This window comes from Alkalibacillus aidingensis, assembly GCF_014595945.1.
GTDB lineage: Bacteria > Bacillota > Bacilli > Bacillales > Alkalibacillaceae > Alkalibacillus > Alkalibacillus aidingensis.
In genome coordinates this window covers 1-21238 of record NZ_JABXWU010000013.1, presented here as the reverse complement: position 1 = coordinate 21238, position 21238 = coordinate 1, and the positions used below count along the sequence as shown (strand labels likewise).

Below are 21238 nucleotides of genomic sequence, written 5' to 3'. Positions count from 1 at the left end.
ATTTAGATTCACCACAACTGACATCTTATTAAGAATGATGAATGATTGGTGATTATTATACAAGTATTATGTGAATACCAACCGTTAAACGATAAGAAAAATATCTATTGACTTATTTCCAAATTAAGTTAAAATTTAATTAGTACATTACATCACTAATGCACTATGTCACGTGTGATGAAGGTGGGGAAGATAATGATTTTAAACCACGACAGTATGAAACCCATTTACGTTCAGATTGCAGAGTGGTTAGAAACTGAAATTATAAATGGCAATTTGAGTGTCGATGACAAAATTTACTCGCAATATCAATTAGCGGACTTATTTAATATTAATCCTGCGACAGCGGCTAAGGGGCTTACCCAATTACTTGAAAACGACATTGTGTATAAAAAACGAGGACTTGGTATGTTCGTTAAGGAGAACGCGCGCGCGATTATTTTGCAAAAACGTAAGAATGAGATGATGGAAGTGATGATCGAAGACCTGGTGAAAGAGGTGAACTATCTAGATGTCAGTAATGAAGAGTTATTTCGAATGATTGAAGCGATTAGGAAAAAGGGGGAATCCTAATGGGAGTTGTCACGTGTTACAACGTCACGAAGATGTATCGTCGTCACCGAGCAATTAATCAATTGAGTGTCAATTTTAAAGAACAGACGATTACTGGATTAATTGGACGTAATGGAGCTGGAAAAACGTCATTATTAAAAATGATTGCAGGACTAACTCGACCAACAAGTGGAGATTTAGAAGTTTTCGGGGAACATCCATTTAATAGTTTGAAAGTATCAGCCAATTCTATTTTTGTTGATGATCAAATGGTTTTGCCACCTGATTTAACAGTCTCTAAGGTATTAAGGGAGTGCCAAAATTTCTATCCTAACTGGGATAAGGTGTTAGCAGATCGACTCATTAACTATTTTTCTATCAGTCTTGATGTTTATCCTGATCAGCTTTCTAAAGGGAAGCGCAGTACGTTTCATGCGATCATTGGTATGGCTTCAAGAGTACCACTTACTATCTTTGATGAACCAACAACAGGGATGGATTATTCGGTTAGGCAAGACTTTTACCGTGCATTATTAAAAGATTACCTCGAACATCCTCGCACTGTAATTTTATCAAGTCATTTACTTAACGAGTTGGAGGATTTGTTAGAGGAGATTATTTTGATCAATGATGGTGGTCTAAAGCTTCATGAATCAATGGCTGACCTCAAGGAATATGCGATCGGTTTAATTGGGCAGTCTTCTGTGATTTGGGAACAGATTAATGAAGAGCAAGTTATTTATCGCAAAAACATGGGTTCCGAACAGAGTTATATAGTTGTCAAAAATGATTTATCTTCTGAATTGAAAACATCGTTACACCGTTCAGGAGTCCAACTTAAACCAGTATCACCAGCTGATTTGTGTGTTTATATCACGAACCAATCGAAAGGGGGCATTGATGATGTCTTTGATCGAGATGAGTCTTAAGGGTGTTGTTAAAAGGCAATATATGTTAAAAATGCGTGCGTTTACCCGTGTGTTTTCATCGTTAGTATTTGTTCATTTAATTGCTATGCTGTTTAGTATCGGTGGAGTTGGTTCAACGGGTGGTGGATCAAGTCTGGGAATTAGCTACCAATTCTCTTATATGTCCGGTGATATGATTTATATATTTACACTGGTGTGGGCCTTTGTGATCCCGTTTGGAATGGTAAGAAGAGAACATTGGGAAATGGATTACGCTTTTATTACGAACCGTTTAGCTAGTCAGTTAGCGAATATCGCATTTATGGTCACGATGAGCGCAGTGGCAGCTATTATGGCGGTCGGCAGTAGTATCTTATTTAAAACGTTAACGGCTTTATTGAGCAGTGAACTTATGGTTGCTACGAGTTTCGGACTGCTAGAATATGTGATTAGTATGGCTGTACTATTTATGTATTTATTATTACTAAGTTCGGTGGGGTATACGCTAGCTTTAATCATGAAGTGGTATGGATTATTTAAAATAATCATTCCCGTCACTGTTGTTGGTCTGCTACTCGTCGAACAAAGAGTAGGATTTTTTGGAGGAATCTTTCCTTTCTATGCATTGGAGGATTCAATAATTGTATTACTCATAAAGAGTATTGGAACAGCTGGGGTACTATTTGTGTTGATGATTTTATTGACAAACCGATGGGAGGCTAGAGTATGACAGCTGTAATGCAACTGCTTCCAATAGCGATGATTCTAGTAATTATTGTTCTAATCGCCTTTTCCGTTACTAAAGGAGCTTCAGTAATGGTGCCGGTGAGAATCAGGCAGAATCAAACACGCTATATACTAAGTGGCTATAGTGTTTTGCTTATTATGGCAGCTATTACATATATATGGATGGCTGATGAACATGCTGTTGATTACAAAAGTAATGGATATGAGCTAGGGAATGGAGACTATAGTGTAGAGGAAATTTCACCTGATGAACATGCGTTAAGAACAGGAGATGCTGATCAATTAGATGATATGGCTGTTAATTATGAATGGGAGTTTGATCTCGAGGATCATGAAATCAAGATTGACCAAAACCAGAACACCCATGACGGTTTAAGAATGGTCCCAATTTATGTGAAGGAGAATTCAGCATTAAATCAGCAGGTCTCTGTCAAGCATTATACACCAGAAACGGTCTACCTATCTGGTGTAGCCTTGCAGGATCATATTCCAGCCCCTATTATCGATCAATCTTTTAATACACTACATTTTAGAGCTATGGCTGAGAAATTCTTCGATTATAAGCTAATTACTGATGAGGCTGTGACTAGTCGATTCACGGATGTTCAAAGTTGGCTTCCTTCTATGAGCCATGTCGATTCAAATATACGTATGCAGGCAATTGTCATAGAGGTTCCATCGGGAGTTCGAGTCACACAAGGGGACATATCACATTTTTATGATTTGAGAGAGGAAACTGAATCTTAAGGGATTCATCCAATTGGTCGTTTGGGTGCTGCTAAAGAGGTGGCTGTACAGCTCAATAATTTGTTAAGAATTAATAAGAAAAGGCTTAGGGAGGAAAAATCCCTATGCCTTTTTAATCATTAAAAATTAGTCATTGAAATAGGTTTTTCGCGTGTGTAGAAGGTGTCATTAATTGCTTTGACATGTTCTTCATTAGACACGTCAACTTTGCCATATAAATGAAGCTTCTCAAATTCTACAACTCCTAAAACTAAACTAGAGAAATCAGCTATATCCATCTTAACGATCGTATCTGCTTTTGCACCTTGAACCACAGTTGGTTTCCCATTGGTGAATTTAACCGTCACCTCGCCAGCATTCGCAGGATACATCGTGTCCGAAATCTGGAAAGTGATCGAGTGATTACTGTTGTTAAAGTTATGTTTACTAACTTGTTGAAAGAATCGCTTGGCATTAATAACTCGGTACATGAGGCCAAGTCCAGATTTATTGGTTTGATGATAAACAAAATTCACTAACTCATCTGATCCATCGCGTGCATCAGTGAAAAAATGGTGAATCGCCGGGTCTTGCGTTGGAAAAGTAATTCGGTGAACTTGGTCTTTTTGTGTATGGAAAAAGGTTGATAATTGCTGCAGTGCATCTCGATCTTGGTAGACAAATTCATGGAGGGATATATTGTTAGAAAGAAAATTGTTTTCCTCACGCTTTTTAAAGGAAAAAATCGCATAACCTGTCAGCTTGTCATTCTTTTTAATCCCAACAACTTTATATTGAAATTTTTCAAGAGTTCGTTGATATTGGAGTTTAATTTTTTTAATTAGACCGTGATGCTGACTTGCAAATTCGTTATAGCAATCAACAAGTAATTGTTCATCGCCTTTTTTCAGATAAGTTAAATCATTTTTGTGTTTAAAATTCGGAAAGGCGTGTGGTGCCACGGTGTAGACATCTTTCTTGGTTGCATAGCCAAAGCCCATTTGATAATAAAAATCAGGGCGAAAAGCGTACAAAGCAGCCAGTGAGTACCCACGCTCGTCATAATGTTTTAGATAAAAGTCAACCAATGACTTAGCCACTCGCTCCTTCTTATGTAACAAATCAACGGCTACAGAGCTTAGACCTCCAGTAGGTAAAAAGCTTCCAAACACATTCATCTCAAAGTCGAACAATTTCATGGAGCCGATTAACTGATTGTTCTTGAACACACCATATGGCTGAACACCACGGGCGGCGTTTAAATTCTCCTTTTCTTTTTTAACTAATTGATCAATCTCTTCATCGTTTTCAGCGGCATGAGCCGTATAAGCTTGCTCATGTAAGATGACAAGATCTCTGTATTCTTCTTCTTTAATTTTTCTTACTTCGTGCATGATTTAGCCTCCTTGTCTAGAGTTATTATAGAACTAATCAGAAAATTAGCCAAGAGGAAGGTAAAATCTTGTTGGCTCACCCCCCAAAACTCATAACGGTGGAAGAAGTTTTGAGAAAAGTATGATAAATTATTACTTAAAGGAGTGATTAGGTGAGAAAGCGTGTCGTTCTTCCGGGAGGATCAGGTTTCTTAGGAAAGGCTTTTGCTGCATATTTGAAGGAACGAGATTATGATGTTGTTGTTTTGACAAGGCGAGTACCAGAATCAAGTGAGGATGGAATTAAATATGTTCAATGGGACAGTCGCAATTTAGGTGAGTGGGTCAACGAAATAGAAGGTAGTGTGGCTGTCGTTAATTTCACAGGTAAGAGTGTCAATTGTATTTACACAAAATCAAATAAGGAAGAGATTGTATCATCACGAGTGGAGTCGGTACGTGCTGTGTCAGAAGCAATCAATCGTTGTGAGCAACCACCGTCTGTCGTTGTGCAAGCAGGCTCTTTAGCGATCTATGGTAATACGAGTGAAGTGTGTGATGAAGAAGCTCCACATGGTAAAGGTTTTTCTGTTCAGGTTTGCGAATGGTGGGAGGAAGAGTTTTTTAAACAATCCTTTGATCAAACGAGGCAAGTGATGTTTCGGATTGGCTTTGTTTTGGGGGAAAATGGTGGAGCATTAGAACCTTTAAAAAAATTAGCACGATATGGTCTAGGAGGTACGGTAGGATCTGGGAAGCAGTATATTAGCTGGTTACATATAGATGATTTAAACCGTATGTTCCTAGAAGCGATTGAAAATGAGCGCTATCAAGGCATTTATAATGCAACAGGACCTACCCCGGTAACGAATCAAACTTTTATGAAAGAGTTAAGAGAGTCGATGGGGAAAGGTTGGGCACCGCCTGCACCAACGCCATTTGTTTGGTTAGGAGCATATTTAATTATGAGAACTGAACCGAGCTTAGCGTTAACAGGCAGGAACTGTATCCCTAAACGATTAGAGAACGAAGGCTTTCAGTTTAAATATACTGATTTGAAAAAGACCTTAAGCGAGTTGGTTTAGCTAATGAGAGTCTGTTGAGTACAGTTCTCTTTAATTTTTCTTGTAATATATTGGAACAGAATTAGGTAATCATTAGCTGTTCCATGGTATATTTTGGAGTTATAAATTCCTATTTTTCTGACTTTTCAACATACTGAAGTAAATTTCCTCTATAATCAAATTGTAAAACTAATTTATGGAGGGTTATGGAATGTCAGTTAGAGTTAAGAAATTAGGAATAGTAGCTGTTATCATATTATTTTTTATGACTCTATTATCAGCCGTTAACTTCAATCAATCAAATGCTTCTGTATTAGGGTTAACTGAGAAATTATCTGATACACTAATTGAAACTTTAGAAGTTGCGGATGAGGGGATGTATCATGATGTGATCGTTGTTTTTGACGATTTAGATAGTGTATCTAAATTAGATGATTATAGTCGGAGCTATCATTCATATGATCATTTACCCTTCGCACGAATTCTATTAAATCAAAGTGAAATTGCAGACATCTCTGAGTGGAATGAGGTTCGTTATATAGAACCTAACCAAAGTTTATCACTATTTAATGCAGAAGGACGTGAAATGACGGGTGTAGATGATCTTCAGGACTCTTTTGGTTATACAGGAGAGGGTGTAGAAATAGCGATTATTGATACAGGGCTAGACGGATTACATCCTGATGTTCAAGATAATCAAGTTCGCAATTGGCAAGTAGCAGGGACAATTGTGACTGAGGATAATTTATATGTAAGTTCGACACCAGATGGGATAGATTTAGAAACGAGTGTTTTTGATATCGAGTTAGATGAGGGAGCACCTGTCAATAATGATGAATATGGACATGGAACGCATGTCTACGGATCGATTGCCGGTAGTGGAGAGGCATCTGATGGTCAACTTAGAGGTATGGCACCAGATGCAGAGGTACACAGCTACAGCACATCTACTGGTATGGCTTTAGTTTATACTCTGGAAGCCTATGATCATATTATTGACCTTGTGAAAAATGATGAAGCAGATATTCGACTGATTTCAAATAGTTGGGGATCAGATGGATGTGAGTTTGATCCAAATAATTCTACTAATATAGCAGCAAAGGAAGCGTATGAGTTAGGGGTATTAAGTGTATTTGCTTACGGAAATGAAGGCTCTGATAGTAATACATGTAACCCTTATTCAGCATCACCATATGTTTTAGGGATTGGTGCTACAGATAAGTCATATAATGTGACTGACTTCTCTTCGCGTGGTAAGGAAAATGGCAACTTTGATCGTGAAGAGGCACTTGCGAATGCAAAAGCCTATTATTCGGCTAATGAGGAAGAGCAAGACAACTGGGATTTTGAAAATCAACCTATAGGTTTATACCGTCCATCAGTAGTAGCTCCCGGAGAGAATATAGTGTCAGCCCAAAATCCACTGCATGCTATGACGTTAAGTGGAACTTACTACGGTTCGGCTAGTGGTACTTCAATGGCAACACCTATGGTTACAGGAATTTTAACCCTGGTTATTGATGCTTATGAACAAAATAATGAGGGTACCTTAAGTCCAATCGAATTGATTAGGTTATTGGAGGTAACCGCCAATAAGGATGTTATGCATGGATATGAAGAGTTTGAAGCAGGTGCGGGTTTTGTAGACGCTAAAGAGGCAGTAGAACGTGCTATTCATAATGATATACCAGATCAAGTAACGATGGATGACCTTGTATCATTTGAATATCCTGAAAATGTGGTCACTGAAGAAGGTGCCTATGAAGGAAGTGTCGCGCCTAATTCATGGGAAACAAATGAAGGATATGAGACCCATACCTTTGAGGTGAAGGAAGGAGCTCTAAAGGCATACGCAGACCTTTCATGGTCACTAGAACTAGAGAATATATATATTTCACTTTATGGTCCAGGTAGTGATGTGACAGATGTGGATGCAGCTGATGCTCAGTCGGCAGGGCTATTAGATATAGTAGATGAACGTTATGTGTCAATCAACTTCCCTGAGCCAGGAACATGGACCGTTCGAATAGATGGACGTACTAATTTATTGACTAGTTACGAAGGAAAGTGGCAGGTTGAATATCCTGAAGACTTAAACTATGATCCAGAAGTTGCTTTAGAAGTTACGCCGGATCAAATTTCTGGAGATCAGGGAATAGATGTTACAGCGACTGTTACGGACCGTGATGGTCTTGAGGATATAGAAACAATTGATTTGACCGTTGAATCAGCTAATGGTAATGTACTTCACCACTTTACAAAAGCTGATTTCACAAATAAAGATCATGACTTTACCTTGAGTGAATCAGATTTAAAAATGACTGCAAAAGCTCCTTGGATCATAAAGTTGAATGTGGTTGACTCCGCTGGTATTCAGACTTACGAACAGGATTTAGTAGGAAGAGAGTAAATTCAAGTGGAAGAGGTTGACCAGAACCCTCTTTCTGAATGACTAAAACCAGTTTTGCTCCATGTTTATAATTTTTAAAATAGTAGCCCAAGTGTTACTCATAATAAAATCGCCTCGGTTTCGTTGCTTGTTGGTTTATCACTTACAAATTAACGAAAGAGGCGATTTTTTTGCTACAGAGTGCCTTTTTAGCGATTTTTATGGCTTTGGGGACAGTCCGATTTACTTTTTTGTTCTTTTTTCATTTTAGTCATATCTGTCATTTGTTTCCAAATAGAACCTTGTGCTTTTTCGCCTTCTTGGATTCGAGCTAAGGCCATTTTAGCTTGCATTCTCACTTCAAATTCAGGGTCATTTAGAGCATCTTCTAAAGCAGCAATAGCTGTTTTATCCCCATATTCGTATAGAAACATCGCCGCCCGCCAGCGTACAATTCGACTGGGGTCTTTTAATCTGTCAATCATCTTCGGAATGGCTTCAGTGAAACCTAAGTCAGATAGACAGTCACCAGCAGTTCTTCTTACCGTTACCGTCTTATCATCTAATGCCTTGTATAAATGTGGAAGAACTTCTTTTTCTTCGATCATTCCTAAGTAGGCTGTCGCTAAGCGTCGGATCGACATTTTCGGGTCGTCTAACGCTTTTTCCAGTAAGGGTAAATCCTTTACTGTAGGATCCGGCATCCGGTCTAAAGCAGCATAACGAGCTTTCCAATCATCTTGTTCAAGTTTCACTGTTGTGAGTGGTTCAAGCTGTTTGGCCTGTCTTGTTTCCGACACATCTCCGGTTTGTGCCAATGAAACAAGTGTATTTAAACGCTTTTCATCGTATGTGGCTTCTATCTCGTCGACGATATCGGGTCCAATCTCTTCAGCATCACCATAACGAGGGTCATGCTCAACCCATTTGCGTTCCATTAACATATTGGTCGTGTCTTTAGATGCTTCCATAGCAGCGTCTGTAAAACGTTGAGGCAAACCAAAACGCTTCTCTCCATCTTTTTCTTCTAGCTTGACTTGCAAGGGAATCCCTCTAAATAATTGAATGAAAACCTTAACTTCACCGAAGGATTCTTCAACCTCTTGGTCACTGTTCATATCCTCAGTGGCTAAATCATCAGTGGATCCCATGACTGCTTTGACTTGGGGTAAGATCACTTCCCACTCCACTTTTGGATCGCGCTCAAGGGCAATAAAATCTATGACGCGATAGAGTTCTTTAACCCCATCAATCTTAAATAAATCTTGAACATATTGTGGGGCCATATTTAAGTCATCGCTCTTAGTGAAATTTTCTGTTTCCATATCTGATAAACGTTCATTAACAATAATCTTCATCGAGTAAGGACTCGGAGTAGGTTCAATGGATATGATCTTCATAGTGCTCCTCCTCTTGAAATGTACCGTTAGAATTATTTTATTAAAGTATAACAAAAGAAGGATTGGTCTTCGAATTGGAACATATGATATTGATAGAAGTATAATTTATATGGAGGCTAATCATGAATCAAATTCCTTTTCATGTTGGTAAAAACATAGCTGGTGTTATCTTTTTATTTATTTTCTTGTTATTCATTGTGTTTTTTTCCACTAATTGGTTTTGGGTTATTATCTTTTTAGGTGGTTTAGCTTATTCAATTTATGCACTTGATCAATGGCAAAAGGGAGATAAGGACTTTAATATCTATATCCTTTTATCTTTGTTTATATTAAGCCAAGCTTTCTTTTTCTTCGCCTTGTTTTCCATTGTTTTGTCAAACTTGTTAAGCTAATGATTACCGAGAAACGGTATTTATTTCCGACTTATTTTATTCATTGCTATTCAATTTTCCATTATGATAAGATATCTTAGTTGCAATTAATCATAGTAGAGAAAAGGTGTAAAAAATGAAAAAAGAGCTAATATATTCGATTGTTTGTTATGTGTTAGGTATGTTAACGCTGTCATTTGGCGTAACGATGCTTATTTTGTCTGGTTTGGGCGTTGGTGCTTGGGATGCCTTATTTGTCGGGTTATCAGAGCTAATAGGATTAACTGTTGGTTCGTGGATATTCATTGTAGGGATCTTATTAATTATTATCAATGCTTATCTGCTAAAAGACCGCTTTGATTACTCAGCGATCATTACGATTTTCCTAATCGGTGTTTTTATCGATTTTTGGTTACTAATCGTATTTGATGGGGTTACGGTAAGTGATTTTGTAGCACGGATCGCTCTATTTATTCTAGGTATTATCTGTATGGGTGCTGGAATTGGAAGCTACTTGCAGTTGGATTTTGCACGTAATCCGATCGATAACTTGATGATGGCTGTACACAAAAGGTTAGGTTTAAGTTTAGCTGTTTCTAAGTCGGGGTTAGAGATTTTAATCCTTATCATTGCGTTTTTTATTGGTGGCCCAGTTGGAGTTGGGACGATTATTGTCGCATTTGGGATTGGTCCATTAGTTCAATTGTCCTTTAAGACTTTAGATAAGATGAAAGCACGATTAGCAGCATAGTGGTTTTATTTGCTATTCGCCAATAGCATTGTAGGACTTTCGCCACCACATATAGACAAGATAAGTGTAGGAAATTAGTTTGAGATATCGTCAATTTGGGAATGGTATTTCTGATAACTTTGTGATTAACAATCCTTGTCGAATTTTAATATGTGTGGAGGTCCGTAATGAACACTAAGGACTCAGTAAAGTATAAAAAATATCCGATCTTGATGAAATTTATCATGATCATTGTCATATTATTAATTGGGCAGTTCGCCTATCGATTATTTGACATTGTATTCGGTCCAATTCAAGTAGACGGATTAGATCTAAAATTCTTTTTTGATTTAGGTTTTGTTCTGTTAATAGTAGCTCCAGTGATCTTGATATTTCTAAAACAAACACAGCATCACCTTAATGAAATAGAGAGTCATGAACAGTTCATGGAAAGTATTTTTGAAAATATGTATGAAGGTTTCATTGTTTGTGATCAGAACGGAAATTTGACACGAACTAATTCTAAGATCAGTGAGTATATTGATTTGGAGTACGACGACTATATCCCGTTTGAGAAGTGGACGTCATATGTGCAGTATTTCGATCCTGAAACGAACGAGCTCTTGGCGCCTAATGAATTGCCATTAATCCGAGCATTGAATAATGAGAAAGTTAAGGATCAACAATTGTTAGCTAAATCTGAAAATGGTGTTAATAAGTATCTTTCTGTGAATGCTAAATGTTTAAAAGATCATAAGGGTCGAGTAATTGGAGCCTTTTCTGTGTCTCATGATGTAACTGATCAAGTTGAAACCAAGCGAAGAATTAAGCAAAGTGAAGAACAATATCGTAGCTTAATTGAACTATTGCCAGATGCGGTTATTGTCCAAAAAGATGAGAAAATCGTCTTTGCCAATGACCGAGCCCGGGAAATGTTAGGTGGTCAAAGTGTTGAGGATATTGAAGGTAAACCTATATACGATTTCATACAGTATGGTTATGAGCAGAATTTAATGACTTGGATTGATGAAGAGGGTATGAATGCTCGTTTTCCTAAACCAGTTGAACAGAAGATTGTTTCACTTGATGGTCGTGAAAGGGATGTTGAATCTGTTGGAGTCCCTATTGTTTTCCAAGGCGAGCCTTGTATATTGACCATTGATCGCGATATCACTGAACGTAAAGAGATCGAGCAGGCCTTAACAGAAACGAGACGTCAATATCAAGTTATTGCTAACAATATGAATGACCTAATTGCTATCGTTAATAAAGATGGCAAAATTGTTTATTCATCCCCTTCTCATAATTGGTTTTTAGGATTTAGTCATGAAGAGTTCGAAGGGAACGACGCTCTATCCTTTGTTCATCCTGATGATCAGGATGTGATGAAAGAGTTATATTATAACATCATGGCTACGGGTGTGACTCAGGAGGCTGAATACCGGATTCGACATCAATCTGGTAAATGGCTATGGATTCAGGTTAAAGCTTCACCATTATTTAACGAAGAGCATTTTGATGGAGCTGTTCAACTTCCGGATGAAATCTTGCTCGTTTCGAGAGATATTACGGAACGAAAAGAACTAGAAGAACAGCTCCGACATATGGCTTATTACGATGAACTGACGGAATTACCTAATCGCCAATTTCTAGAGGATCATATGAATCGATTGATGGCTAAGTCAAAACGTCACGGTGAAAACATTAGCACTCTATTTATCGATTTAGACGGTTTCAAGATTGTCAATGACCAACTCGGTCACGATGCAGGTGATGAGTTATTGAAGGTCATCTCCTCACGTTTTGTCAATAATTTACGAGAAGAGGATTTTATTGCAAGACTTGGAGGAGATGAATTCATTGTGGTCCTTGAAGATGAAAGTGAAGAAGGAACTGTAGGCGCTGCACAAAGGATCATCGAATCCTTGTCAAAACCAATCAAAATAAAGGGTGAAGAGGTACAAATCTCACCTAGTATCGGTATAAGTATGTATCCGAAAGATGCGAAGGATATGGATACCTTAATTAATAAGGCTGACCATGCCATGTATGTCGCTAAGAGTAAGGGTAAAAATACTTATCAATTCTATCGAACAGATTTACCTAAAGTTCAAGACTTAAATGTCAATCCAATTACAAAAATCTTGAACAGGTTTAAAAGAGATTAAAAAGAGGATGGGGCAATATTTTGTCCCATCCTTTTGCTATCATAAACTTTATAACCGTTGGATCACTTGGTTAAAAAAGTAACCGGAGAGAAGTCCAAAAGTGGTATGTATGGCCATAGTTCGCCCGATATCTATAAATACCATTCGATTAACATCCATTAAGGCAAAGAAAAGCATGATGACGCTCATGATCAAAAGTGGTCCAAACACAAAGATATATAGATCAATTTTTGTAAAACTACGAAGTTGAACGACACGTAGTATAAGAGCCAATCCGATCGTGACGATTAATAAGACAAAATGATGTGCAAAGCTCAAACAACCAGCCCCTATGACTTTTACTTGACGGTCTTGTCAGTTTTAACGAACCAAGCTTTTCTCCTATATTAAATCATACGCAGACAAGGGGTAAATTATTTTAAAATTTCGCATAGTGTTCTTTTACCTTCTGGATTGTCCTGAAATTACCACTTCGCTTCATGATCCTCAGCCCAACCCAGTAGCTTGTGAAACTCAAGTTCCTCACCATGGTGAAGTTGTACGGTTCCGGAGTAATGCCCAATAATTTGGTGTACCTTCGATTTGACCGGGCCACTGTTAGTTTTAGATACGCGTTCGAATATAGGGTCAAATACAAGTTTGACACGATCAGAATGAGAGGTTTGTATAACCCATGTTTTCATATAATTGTGTCTGTCGTAAAGCCAGTCTAATTCATCGTTTATTTTATGGAGGTGCCCGTTGACGATAATTCCATTTTCCGTTTGACCAGTCCCTGTTGTCCATTGCCCTCCAAAGTTAACGCCAACTCTGTTGTTATTCACGAACCCGGCAGCAGCTCCCCAGTTCCATCTAGCATGATAAGGCCACTTCCCACGCCCGAAGTCTAACGTCGCAAACGCATATGTCGGTTGAAAGGAATACGTTCCTGCTGACCACTTAACTTCACCCCGTACGGGTAGAGCCACTTGTTTGGATGTGTATTGAAAGCGTTTATGACTCCAAGGAATGACGACGTTAAGGGAGTCATGATCATATGTGCGATCAACTAATAGGTGTGCTTCAAGCTTTTGTTGATCATGAAAGGCATCCCAACTCACATGGATTCTTGTCGCATCACCCATCTCCACAAACTCAACTGAAATACCACTCTTTTCAAAATAGGCACTTTCCCAAACATTATCAGGGATAATGAGTCCTTTTCCTAGTGGCATCAGGACTGACTTTTCCTTGAAATTCAATGTCTCTAAATCTAGTACATAAGCAAATACAACAGCTGCGTAATCTAAGTGAGAAAGTGTAATCGAAAATAAGAGTTCATCGCTTGTAAAGCACCAATAATTCCATTTCTTCTTTCGTAAAAAACTACCGTTTAGATTACAAGAAGTTAGTGGTGTACGAGACCAACCTACACTTTTTTGATTAATATTTCCCTTCCGATTACATAATTGAACCGGTTCAATGATTTCTTCTGACGCCATGAGCATACCTCCTAAAGGTCTTATTTACTAATTACGGTATCAGCAAGGGATATTCCTTTTTATATGGTAAAAATCTGTTAAATGTTTGTTATAATAGGATTTTAGATCTGTAACGTTGAATACATTGATATAAGTGGTGAATCATCAATTTGGGGTAAAGTTGTAAGTTTCCCCACTAGAAAGGGTGGTTTAATGAGTGGGAGGAACGTGTTATTCATATTGTTAGTTCTAGTTATATTAGCTTTTCCTTTAGTTGTCGATTTTCATTCGGTACTGAGTTATTACTTAGTAATGACTCCATTACTAGTTTTTGCGATGATCAGACTGTTTCAGGAAGAGCAAATTAAAGAAAAAAGATATCAAAAATGGAAGCAATTGCGTCAGCAAAATAAATGGCAGGTGATTTTTAGGTACAGTGTTATTTCATTTGTCGTTATCGTTTGGGCAACGTTGTTCGGACAATATGTTGCGGAGGGAAGGACCCCAGTTTGGCTGATGAAAGAGATGCCTGTTTCGGCTACGATTATGTTGCTAATGATTGTCGTCTTTTTCTCAGTAGCCTCTGGAGCCATACAGTACTATGAAAATGGGAAAAAGTATGGATTTAAATCGTTAAAAGAATAGAGAGAATTTAAATGAGGAATAGCTAGTGAACAGTATATCGGGATCGGAAGCTAGTTATGCTGGTCATTATTTTTAGGTTATGAGGGATGCAGGAAAGGAAGAGGTGAGATGAGGAAGGCTTATTTATCAGTCGTGATCGCTTCAGTTATCATAGTGCTTGCAGGTTGTGGAACTGGAGGAGAATCTGCACAGCATCAGACTAGTGGCGATCAAGTACCAGAACAAAAAGAAGTGGTGCCTGAAGCAGGTCAATCAATGGATGTCAAGGAACCAACCAATGAAAAGGATGAGAAACCATCGAGTGAAATTGAGGATGAGTTAACCGCCCATTATTTTGATGTGGGTCAGGCAGATTCCACTTTATTAACTTATACACATGAGGGTGAAGATTACCACATTTTAATTGATACAGGGGATTGGACGAGTAGCGATGTTACTTATTATTTAAATGACCTTGGTGTTGAACAGTTGGATTTGTTAATCGGCACGCATGTTCACGCGGATCATATTGGACAAATGGAAGAAGTCGTAGAGAACTTTAGTGTAGATGAAGTTTGGATGACGGGAAATGAAGGAACATCACAGACTTATGAAAATGCTCTTGCTGCTATTGAGACGAATGATGTTGGCTATCATGAACCACGTGTAGGAGAAGCATACGAAATTGGTGTGCTTGAAGTTGAGGTGCTTCACCCTAGTCAGTTAACTGGGGATTTCAATGACGACTCGGTGTCAACTAGGATGACTTACGGCGACATTTCATTCTTATTTACAGGTGATGCAGAAGCGACAGGTGAAGCGGCTATGTTAAGAGGGAACGCTCAACTTGATGCCCATATTTTACAGTTAGGTCACCATGGTTCAAGCACCTCAACATCGCCCGATTTCTTAGCGGCGGTTAACCCTGAAGTTGCCATTTACTCTGCCGGAGCCAATAATAGTTATGGACATCCACACGAAGAGGTTGTTGAACGAGTGCAAGCTTCTGGGATTGATTTGTATGGCACTGACGTTCATGGGACGATCGTAGTAACAACTGATGGCGAGGCGTATCAGGTAGAGACGCGACGAGATGGTACGATTACACCAGCAGCTGAAGAGCCTAGTGAGTCGGAATCAACAGAACAGGATTCTAATCAGCCTGAACAAGAGGAATCAGTAGATCATTGTGTGGATATAAATTCAGCATCATACGAGGAATTACAGGAGATTATTCATATCGGACCAGACCGTGCACAACAGATTATTGACCTGAGACCTTTTAACCGTGTAGAAGATTTAACGCAGGTCCACGGTATTGGTGGAGGCCGATTAGGAGATATTGAATCAGAAGGTTTAGCATGTGTAGGAGGTTAAGATGAAAACATATCAGGGAGTTCTTGATCGAATAGTTGATGGTCAAAAAGCTACCATCCTTATTGAGTCACTTAAAAAGGAAGTAACGTTAAACCTAGATGAATTACCCAAAGGTAGTCAGGAAGGGACATGGTTTGATATAGCATTAGAAGGAGATCAAGTTAGGGAACTGGTGATTAATCAAATCAAAACTGATGAGCAAAAGCAGTCAACTACTAATCGACTCAACCGACTTCGATCCAAAAGTAAAGGGAGTAAATTTAAAAAGAAGTAAAAAAGGTTAGTAGGTAAGGGACTAGAAAAAGAACTGTCCCTAAAGTTGCCTCAACTAAGGGAACAGTTCTTTATTAGATTGTTTATCAAAGTTAATAACTTGCATCATCATTCACAACAATTATAATGGTAGTCAGTGAACTAAAATGGAGGCATAAGCATGAATTCGAACTTTAGTGGGAAAAAAGTTGTCCTTGCCCTGATTATTATTGTCATTATTTTGATTTTGATTACTTATGGTACGCTAACTTATATTGAGAAAAATGAAATGATTGATGAATCAATACAGGTGTCATCTAATTTAATAGGTATACATTTAAATGGGCCATCGTTCGCGTGACGATGGTTTTTTAGTGAAAATTTTTTGTGAGATAGCTTTTGATCTAGTATATCTTCTCTTTTTCTATTTCTAATGAATTTAGTTTATGAATAAATATACAATTGATTGATTGTTTATTAAGTAATAAAATTAAATTAATTCAATTTATAGAGGGGAAGAGAACTAATGACAGAACAAAAGAAAAAATTTCAGACGCCACACGCGTTTGTCATATTATTTGTATTAGCGATTATAATGGCTGTACTTACCTATCTTGTTCCGGCGGGTGAGTATGAACGAACAACTAATGATGATGGACAAACAGTAGTTGTTGATGGTACCTATCAAAGTGTGGATTCAAATCCGACTGGGTTTTTAGAGTTTTTCACATCGATTCACCAGGGGATGCTTGATAGTGCCATGATCATCTTCTTTATTTTTATTGTAGGGGGAGCCTTTCAGGTTTTTCGTGAAACACATGCTATAGAGAGTGCATTTGCTTCACTATCGCATAAAATGGTTGGTAAAGAACTCTACCTGATTCCTGTTGTGATGATCTTCTTTAGTGCGGCGGGTGCTACTTTCGGAATGTTTGAGGAAGCCTTACCGTTTATATTAATTTTGGTCCCACTGATGATGAAGCTAGGGTTTGATTCATTGGTCGGTACAGCAGTAGTGTTGGTGGGTGTGTCAGCTGGCTTTACCGCAGCATTTATGAATCCTTTTACGATCGGTGTTGCTCAAGGGTTAGCTGAAGTTCCAATTTTCTCGGGGCTCGAAGTGCGTGTTTTCTTTTACTTAATTTTCTTAGCAGTAAGTATTTGGTATGTTATGCGTTATGCTAAAAAAGTTAAAAAAGATCCAACGAAGAGCTTGGTGTATGAAGAAGACCAACAAAGAGAGGAACAGAGCACAGAGAACGAACATGAAAAGTTAAATGTGAGACAGAAATGGACGATCGGTGTTCTTGGGGCGACACTTATTGCTTTAGCATTTGGAGTAATGGAGTATGGCTGGTATATTCCAGAGATTTCAGCGATCTTTTTAATTATGGGAATTTTGGTTGGTTTTATTAACCGAATGCGTGTCAATGAAATTGCAGAGGCGTTTGTGCGGGGGTGTCAGGAACTTGTTGTTGGTGCGCTTGTTGTTGGTTTTGCCTACGCATCGCTTGTTATTTTAGAGAATGGATATATTATCGATACTATTTTACATGGTGTCACTGAGTTAGTATCAGGTTTGCCAGCTGGCTTAGCAGCGATGGGTATGTACTTTACTCAAAGTATTCTAAACTTTGTTGTGAATTCTGGCAGTGGTCAAGCGGCTTTAAGTATGCCGATTATGGCACCACTATCCGATTTAGTGGGTGTTGACCGACAAACAGCTGTTTTAGCCTTCCAAATGGGCGATGGAATTTCAAATATTTTTGCACCAACTGCAGGGTTATTGCTGGCTGCTCTAGCGATGGCTAAGATATCTTGGGTGAAATGGTTTAAATGGATTTGGCCACTTATTTTAATCCATTATGCATTAGGTGCAATCTTCGTAACCGTCGCACACTTATTTATTTGGACACCATAACTTAAGGAGGGCGTCGTTAATGGATCATGTTAAGAATATTGAAGATCTCATAGAACAAAAGAGTGATTTATTTGTTTCGATGAGTGAAAAGATTTGGGAATTTGCAGAAACGAGCTTTCAAGAGAAGCAGTCTGCAAAATATATTGCTGAAAACTTGGTTAAACAGGGCTTCACGGTTGAAGAAGAAGTGGCTGGTATAAAGACGGCTTTTGTAGCCAGCTTTGGTAGTGGTAAACCAGTCGTTGCCTTTTTAGGAGAGTATGATGCACTTGCTGGTTTAAGCCAAGAAAAAGGTGTTAGTGAGTATCAGCCGGTAGAAAAAGGAGGAAATGGCCATGGGTGTGGTCATAACCTTTTAGGAACCGGATCATTCGCATCAGCTGTTGCCGTAAAAGATTACATGGAAGAACATGGCTTATCAGGAACAGTTCGTTATTATGGTTGTCCTGCTGAGGAAAGTGGTGATGCCAAAGCATATATGGTGAAAGCAGGCTTATTTGTTGATGTCGATTTTGCGATTTGTTGGCATCCAGCTCCTGTCAATTCGGTTCTGCGGATGGATGTTTTAGCCACACAGCAAGTTTATTTCCGGTTCAAAGGGCGTTCAGCACATGCGGCAGCAAGTCCATACTTAGGTCGCAGTGCCCTCGATGCCGTGGAGCTAATGAATATTGGGGTCAACTATTTGCGAGAGCATATTGTTCCTGAAGCTCGAGTACATTATGCAGTTACGAATACAGGTGGACACTCACCTAATGTTGTCCAATCAGATGCTGAGGTTTTATATTTAATTCGAGGACGTACAGTACCACAGGCGAAAGAGATGTATGAACGGGTGTGTAAAATTGCTGAGGGTGCCGCTTTAATGACAGAAACCGAGCTTGAGATTGTATTTGATAGTGGTTCATCTGACCTTGTGCATAACCATGTACTGGATGATGTCGTTCAGAGTAGTATGACGCGAATGGCCCCACCTACTTATACCGATCAAGAGAGGGAGTTTGCCAAAGCTATTCGTGAGACCTTATCGGAGGCAGAACGTGATAGCTACTGGGCAAAAGGATTAAAAGGTCATTCTTTAACTGATTTTGTTGTCGATCGTGAGGAAATTGATGAAATGACTGGTTCCACAGATGTCGCTGATGTAAGTTGGGTTACCCCAACTACACAGTGTCTAACGACTTGTTTTGCAAATGGCACGTCACTTCATTCATGGCAGGCTGTCTCACAAGTGGGTATGTCCATTGGGCAGAAGGGTATGCTTTATGCTGGCAAAGTGATGGCTGCAACGGCCATTGAGGTCATGCAGAATGAGGAGTTATTAGCACAAGCCAAGCGTGAACTTGAAGAGCGTACTGCAGAAATAGGATATATCTCGCCGATCCCTGAAGGTGCCAAACCAGGTTTGGAAAAGTAAGTTAATCATAAAAATCATAAGTTGAACAAAGTCTCGGCGTAATGCCGAGACTTTGATTTTAGAAATACAGTTAAATTGATGAGTTTTACAGTTAATTTATGGGGTTTTACAGTTAAATTTTCCGATTTACGGTTAAAATATGTAAAATACGGTTAAATTCCGAAAAATACGGTTAAATTCATTTAATAAAATAAATTCCTTCGCAAAACGAAATATATCTGTTATTATATATTGTTAGGCAATATAGATTTAGAAAGAAGGAATAGAATGACACACGAAGAAGACCAACCAAAAGAGCCGATCAAACGCTTACCATTAATGATTGTCCTAATTTCAGGTGCGTTTGTGGCGATCTTAAACCAGACGTTGTTAGGAACAGCGTTACCACATATAATGGATGACTTACAGATTGATGAAGCGACTGCACAGTGGTTGCAGTCGATTTTTATGCTTGTAAATGGAGTGATGATACCCGTCACTGCTTTTCTAATAGGAAGATACACGACGAGAGCCTTGTTTCTTACTGCGATGGGATTATTTACGTTTGGCACACTCATTTGTGCGATTGCGCCGAATTTCAGTCTTTTATTAGCTGGGCGTATATTCCAAGCAGCTGGTGCGGGGATTATTCTTCCACTTATGCAGACGATTATATTTTTAATCTTCCCGATTGAAAAACGGGGATCTGTTATGGGTATATTTGGGCTAGTTATTGCCTTTGCGCCAGCTATTGGGCCGACACTTTCAGGATGGTTAGTTGAACAATTTGTTTGGCGTAGTTTGTTCTATGTCATTTTACCGATTGCTATTTTAGATCTTATTATGGCTTATTTAATTTTGAAAAACGTAACCGAACGAGATTTCCCACGGATTGACATTTTATCTATTTTACTTTCGACACTAGGATTTGGTGGATTACTGTATGCCTTCAGTGTTGCAGGTAATGTTGGTTGGACACATCCAGAGGTATACTTATCAGCGATTGTCGGGGCTATCACGTTAACAATCTTTATCAAGCGACAATTAAAATTGGAACAACCTATTTTAGAGTTTCGTATTTTTAAATATAAAATATTTACGATTTCTACGGTAATTGGGATGACTGTCTTCTTCTCAATGATTGGTGGAGCAATTATTCTACCAATTATGATGCAGAATACACTCGGTTTTACCGCTTTTGAGTCAGGTCTTATGTTACTTCCAGGAGCGGCATTAATGGGAGCGATGAACCCCATAACGGGACGGTTATTCGACAAATACGGTCCAAAATGGTTGCTGTATGTTGGCTTAACAATGGTGATTATAACGACCTTTATGTTTGCCGTTTTAACACCAGAAACAACATTCACTTATTTAACAACCGTTAATGCCTTCCGCATGTTAGGTATAGCCATGGTATTAATGCCAGTGACAACGGCAGGGCTAAACGTCTTACCACCAAAGTATATTCCGCATGGGTCCGCGTTAAATAATACGCTAAGGCAAATGTCAGGTGCGATCAGTACGGCGCTTATGGTCACAATTATGGTAACTTTGGCTGTACCAACAGAAGGTATTACTGGTGAATTACGAGGAGTTAATGCATCATTCTTCCTATCTGGAGTGTTTGCGGTCATTGGGTTAGTACTTGCTTATTTTATGAATAGAATTAGTGTTAAAGAAAATCAAGAATTAACCAAGAAATAAAGAGTGGCTGGGACAAAACCAGTAAATGGTAATTAAAAATGGTCATTTCTAACCGGGTGTTAGAAATGACCAT

20 protein-coding genes are annotated in these 21238 nt (G+C 38.6%); 16 read left to right on the top strand and 4 right to left on the bottom strand.

Features of this window, described 5'->3' with window-relative positions; translation table 11 throughout:
* The first annotated feature begins 195 nt into the window (after nucleotides 1-195).
* From HWQ49_RS13480 to HWQ49_RS13465, 4 genes are read left to right on the top strand one after another with little or no spacing between them, the layout of a single operon-like run.
* Nucleotides 196-573 (top strand): GntR family transcriptional regulator, encoded by a 378-nt coding sequence (locus tag HWQ49_RS13480; protein WP_188208158.1) that lies wholly within the window; start codon nucleotides 196-198, stop codon nucleotides 571-573.
* Nucleotides 573-1481, top strand: coding sequence for an ATP-binding cassette domain-containing protein (locus HWQ49_RS13475; protein WP_188208157.1), 909 nt, complete (start codon nucleotides 573-575; stop codon nucleotides 1479-1481). Before HWQ49_RS13480 ends, HWQ49_RS13475 begins: the two co-directional genes overlap by 1 nt.
* Nucleotides 1456-2190, top strand: coding sequence for a hypothetical protein (locus tag HWQ49_RS13470; RefSeq protein WP_188208156.1), 735 nt, complete (start codon nucleotides 1456-1458; stop codon nucleotides 2188-2190). The genes HWQ49_RS13475 and HWQ49_RS13470 overlap by 26 nt, the downstream gene beginning before the upstream one ends.
* Nucleotides 2187-2954, top strand: coding sequence for a hypothetical protein (locus tag HWQ49_RS13465; protein WP_188208155.1), 768 nt, complete (start codon nucleotides 2187-2189; stop codon nucleotides 2952-2954). Before HWQ49_RS13470 ends, HWQ49_RS13465 begins: the two co-directional genes overlap by 4 nt.
* Before the next feature lie 119 nt (nucleotides 2955-3073).
* Here HWQ49_RS13465 and HWQ49_RS13460 read toward each other — a convergent pair whose 3' ends face one another.
* On the bottom strand, nucleotides 3074-4327 hold the full coding sequence (locus tag HWQ49_RS13460; protein WP_188208154.1) for a GNAT family N-acetyltransferase: 1254 nt from the start codon (nucleotides 4325-4327) through the stop codon (nucleotides 3074-3076).
* A gap of 152 nt (nucleotides 4328-4479) precedes the next feature.
* On the opposite strand from HWQ49_RS13460, the gene HWQ49_RS13455 reads away from it, so the two are divergent.
* The gene (locus tag HWQ49_RS13455) at nucleotides 4480-5391 is read left to right on the top strand and encodes a TIGR01777 family oxidoreductase (protein ID WP_188208153.1); all 912 of its coding nucleotides are present in this window, start codon (nucleotides 4480-4482) and stop codon (nucleotides 5389-5391) included.
* Nucleotides 5392-5581: 190 nt separating this feature from the next.
* Nucleotides 5582-7780, top strand: a complete 2199-nt coding sequence (locus tag HWQ49_RS13450; RefSeq protein WP_188208152.1) for a S8 family peptidase — start codon at nucleotides 5582-5584, stop codon at nucleotides 7778-7780.
* A 188-nt stretch (nucleotides 7781-7968) separates the two neighbouring features.
* Here HWQ49_RS13450 and HWQ49_RS13445 read toward each other — a convergent pair whose 3' ends face one another.
* Nucleotides 7969-9159 carry a conserved virulence factor C family protein gene (locus tag HWQ49_RS13445; protein ID WP_188208151.1) on the bottom strand — a complete coding sequence of 397 codons (1191 nt, stop codon included), beginning with the start codon at nucleotides 9157-9159 and terminating at the stop codon, nucleotides 7969-7971.
* 122 nt (nucleotides 9160-9281) lie between these two features.
* Between HWQ49_RS13445 and HWQ49_RS13440 the strand changes: the two genes are divergently transcribed.
* The 3 genes from HWQ49_RS13440 (at nucleotide 9282) to HWQ49_RS13430 (ending at nucleotide 12428) form a co-directional block, all read left to right on the top strand.
* Entirely contained in the window at nucleotides 9282-9551 is a 270-nt protein-coding gene (locus HWQ49_RS13440) for a hypothetical protein (protein WP_188208150.1), read from the top strand.
* Between the two features lie 115 nt (nucleotides 9552-9666).
* Nucleotides 9667-10281 carry a YczE/YyaS/YitT family protein gene (locus tag HWQ49_RS13435; protein WP_188208149.1) on the top strand — a complete coding sequence of 205 codons (615 nt, stop codon included), beginning with the start codon at nucleotides 9667-9669 and terminating at the stop codon, nucleotides 10279-10281.
* 167 nt (nucleotides 10282-10448) lie between these two features.
* The gene (locus HWQ49_RS13430; protein ID WP_188208148.1) at nucleotides 10449-12428 is read left to right on the top strand and encodes a sensor domain-containing protein; all 1980 of its coding nucleotides are present in this window, start codon (nucleotides 10449-10451) and stop codon (nucleotides 12426-12428) included.
* Nucleotides 12429-12476: 48 nt separating this feature from the next.
* Here HWQ49_RS13430 and HWQ49_RS13425 read toward each other — a convergent pair whose 3' ends face one another.
* Nucleotides 12477-12746, bottom strand: a complete 270-nt coding sequence (locus tag HWQ49_RS13425) for a hypothetical protein (protein ID WP_188208147.1) — start codon at nucleotides 12744-12746, stop codon at nucleotides 12477-12479.
* Nucleotides 12747-12892: 146 nt separating this feature from the next.
* Complete coding sequence (locus HWQ49_RS13420; protein WP_188208146.1) at nucleotides 12893-13909, bottom strand: DUF2804 domain-containing protein; 1017 nt, start codon at nucleotides 13907-13909, stop codon at nucleotides 12893-12895.
* A 192-nt stretch (nucleotides 13910-14101) separates the two neighbouring features.
* Between HWQ49_RS13420 and HWQ49_RS13415 the strand changes: the two genes are divergently transcribed.
* The 7 genes from HWQ49_RS13415 (at nucleotide 14102) to HWQ49_RS13385 (ending at nucleotide 21165) form a co-directional block, all read left to right on the top strand.
* Entirely contained in the window at nucleotides 14102-14533 is a 432-nt protein-coding gene (locus HWQ49_RS13415; RefSeq protein WP_188208145.1) for a hypothetical protein, read from the top strand.
* A gap of 108 nt (nucleotides 14534-14641) precedes the next feature.
* Nucleotides 14642-15889: an MBL fold metallo-hydrolase gene (locus HWQ49_RS13410; RefSeq protein ID WP_188208144.1), complete on the top strand. Its 1248-nt coding sequence runs from the start codon at nucleotides 14642-14644 to the stop codon at nucleotides 15887-15889.
* A gap of 1 nt (nucleotide 15890) precedes the next feature.
* Nucleotides 15891-16163, top strand: a complete 273-nt coding sequence (locus HWQ49_RS13405; protein ID WP_188208143.1) for a DUF3006 family protein — start codon at nucleotides 15891-15893, stop codon at nucleotides 16161-16163.
* A gap of 159 nt (nucleotides 16164-16322) precedes the next feature.
* On the top strand, nucleotides 16323-16502 hold the full coding sequence (locus HWQ49_RS13400; RefSeq protein WP_188208142.1) for a hypothetical protein: 180 nt from the start codon (nucleotides 16323-16325) through the stop codon (nucleotides 16500-16502).
* Between the two features lie 165 nt (nucleotides 16503-16667).
* On the top strand, nucleotides 16668-18062 hold the full coding sequence (locus tag HWQ49_RS13395; protein WP_188208141.1) for a YfcC family protein: 1395 nt from the start codon (nucleotides 16668-16670) through the stop codon (nucleotides 18060-18062).
* A 19-nt stretch (nucleotides 18063-18081) separates the two neighbouring features.
* Nucleotides 18082-19479 carry a M20 family metallopeptidase gene (locus HWQ49_RS13390; protein WP_188208140.1) on the top strand — a complete coding sequence of 466 codons (1398 nt, stop codon included), beginning with the start codon at nucleotides 18082-18084 and terminating at the stop codon, nucleotides 19477-19479.
* 267 nt (nucleotides 19480-19746) lie between these two features.
* Nucleotides 19747-21165, top strand: coding sequence for an MDR family MFS transporter (locus HWQ49_RS13385; RefSeq protein ID WP_188208139.1), 1419 nt, complete (start codon nucleotides 19747-19749; stop codon nucleotides 21163-21165).
* Nucleotides 21166-21238 lie beyond the last annotated feature (73 nt).

Bases quoted from the DNA above. Each gene is read 5' to 3' on its own strand.
- HWQ49_RS13390 (WP_188208140.1), top strand. From the start codon at position 18,082: ATGGATCATGTTAAGAATATTGAAGATCTCATAGAACAAAAGAGTGAT.
- HWQ49_RS13385 (WP_188208139.1), top strand. From the start codon at position 19,747: ATGACACACGAAGAAGACCAACCAAAAGAGCCGATCAAACGCTTACCA.
- HWQ49_RS13480 (WP_188208158.1), top strand. From the start codon at position 196: ATGATTTTAAACCACGACAGTATGAAACCCATTTACGTTCAGATTGCA.
- HWQ49_RS13435 (WP_188208149.1), top strand. From the start codon at position 9,667: ATGAAAAAAGAGCTAATATATTCGATTGTTTGTTATGTGTTAGGTATG.
- HWQ49_RS13470 (WP_188208156.1), top strand. From the start codon at position 1,456: ATGTCTTTGATCGAGATGAGTCTTAAGGGTGTTGTTAAAAGGCAATAT.
- HWQ49_RS13415 (WP_188208145.1), top strand. From the start codon at position 14,102: ATGAGTGGGAGGAACGTGTTATTCATATTGTTAGTTCTAGTTATATTA.
- HWQ49_RS13460 (WP_188208154.1), bottom strand. From the start codon at position 4,327: ATGCACGAAGTAAGAAAAATTAAAGAAGAAGAATACAGAGATCTTGTC.
- HWQ49_RS13420 (WP_188208146.1), bottom strand. From the start codon at position 13,909: ATGGCGTCAGAAGAAATCATTGAACCGGTTCAATTATGTAATCGGAAG.
- HWQ49_RS13440 (WP_188208150.1), top strand. From the start codon at position 9,282: ATGAATCAAATTCCTTTTCATGTTGGTAAAAACATAGCTGGTGTTATC.
- HWQ49_RS13445 (WP_188208151.1), bottom strand. From the start codon at position 9,159: ATGAAGATCATATCCATTGAACCTACTCCGAGTCCTTACTCGATGAAG.
- HWQ49_RS13450 (WP_188208152.1), top strand. From the start codon at position 5,582: ATGTCAGTTAGAGTTAAGAAATTAGGAATAGTAGCTGTTATCATATTA.
- HWQ49_RS13410 (WP_188208144.1), top strand. From the start codon at position 14,642: ATGAGGAAGGCTTATTTATCAGTCGTGATCGCTTCAGTTATCATAGTG.
- HWQ49_RS13395 (WP_188208141.1), top strand. From the start codon at position 16,668: ATGACAGAACAAAAGAAAAAATTTCAGACGCCACACGCGTTTGTCATA.
- HWQ49_RS13465 (WP_188208155.1), top strand. From the start codon at position 2,187: ATGACAGCTGTAATGCAACTGCTTCCAATAGCGATGATTCTAGTAATT.
- HWQ49_RS13400 (WP_188208142.1), top strand. From the start codon at position 16,323: ATGAATTCGAACTTTAGTGGGAAAAAAGTTGTCCTTGCCCTGATTATT.
- HWQ49_RS13475 (WP_188208157.1), top strand. From the start codon at position 573: ATGGGAGTTGTCACGTGTTACAACGTCACGAAGATGTATCGTCGTCAC.
- HWQ49_RS13405 (WP_188208143.1), top strand. From the start codon at position 15,891: ATGAAAACATATCAGGGAGTTCTTGATCGAATAGTTGATGGTCAAAAA.
- HWQ49_RS13430 (WP_188208148.1), top strand. From the start codon at position 10,449: ATGAACACTAAGGACTCAGTAAAGTATAAAAAATATCCGATCTTGATG.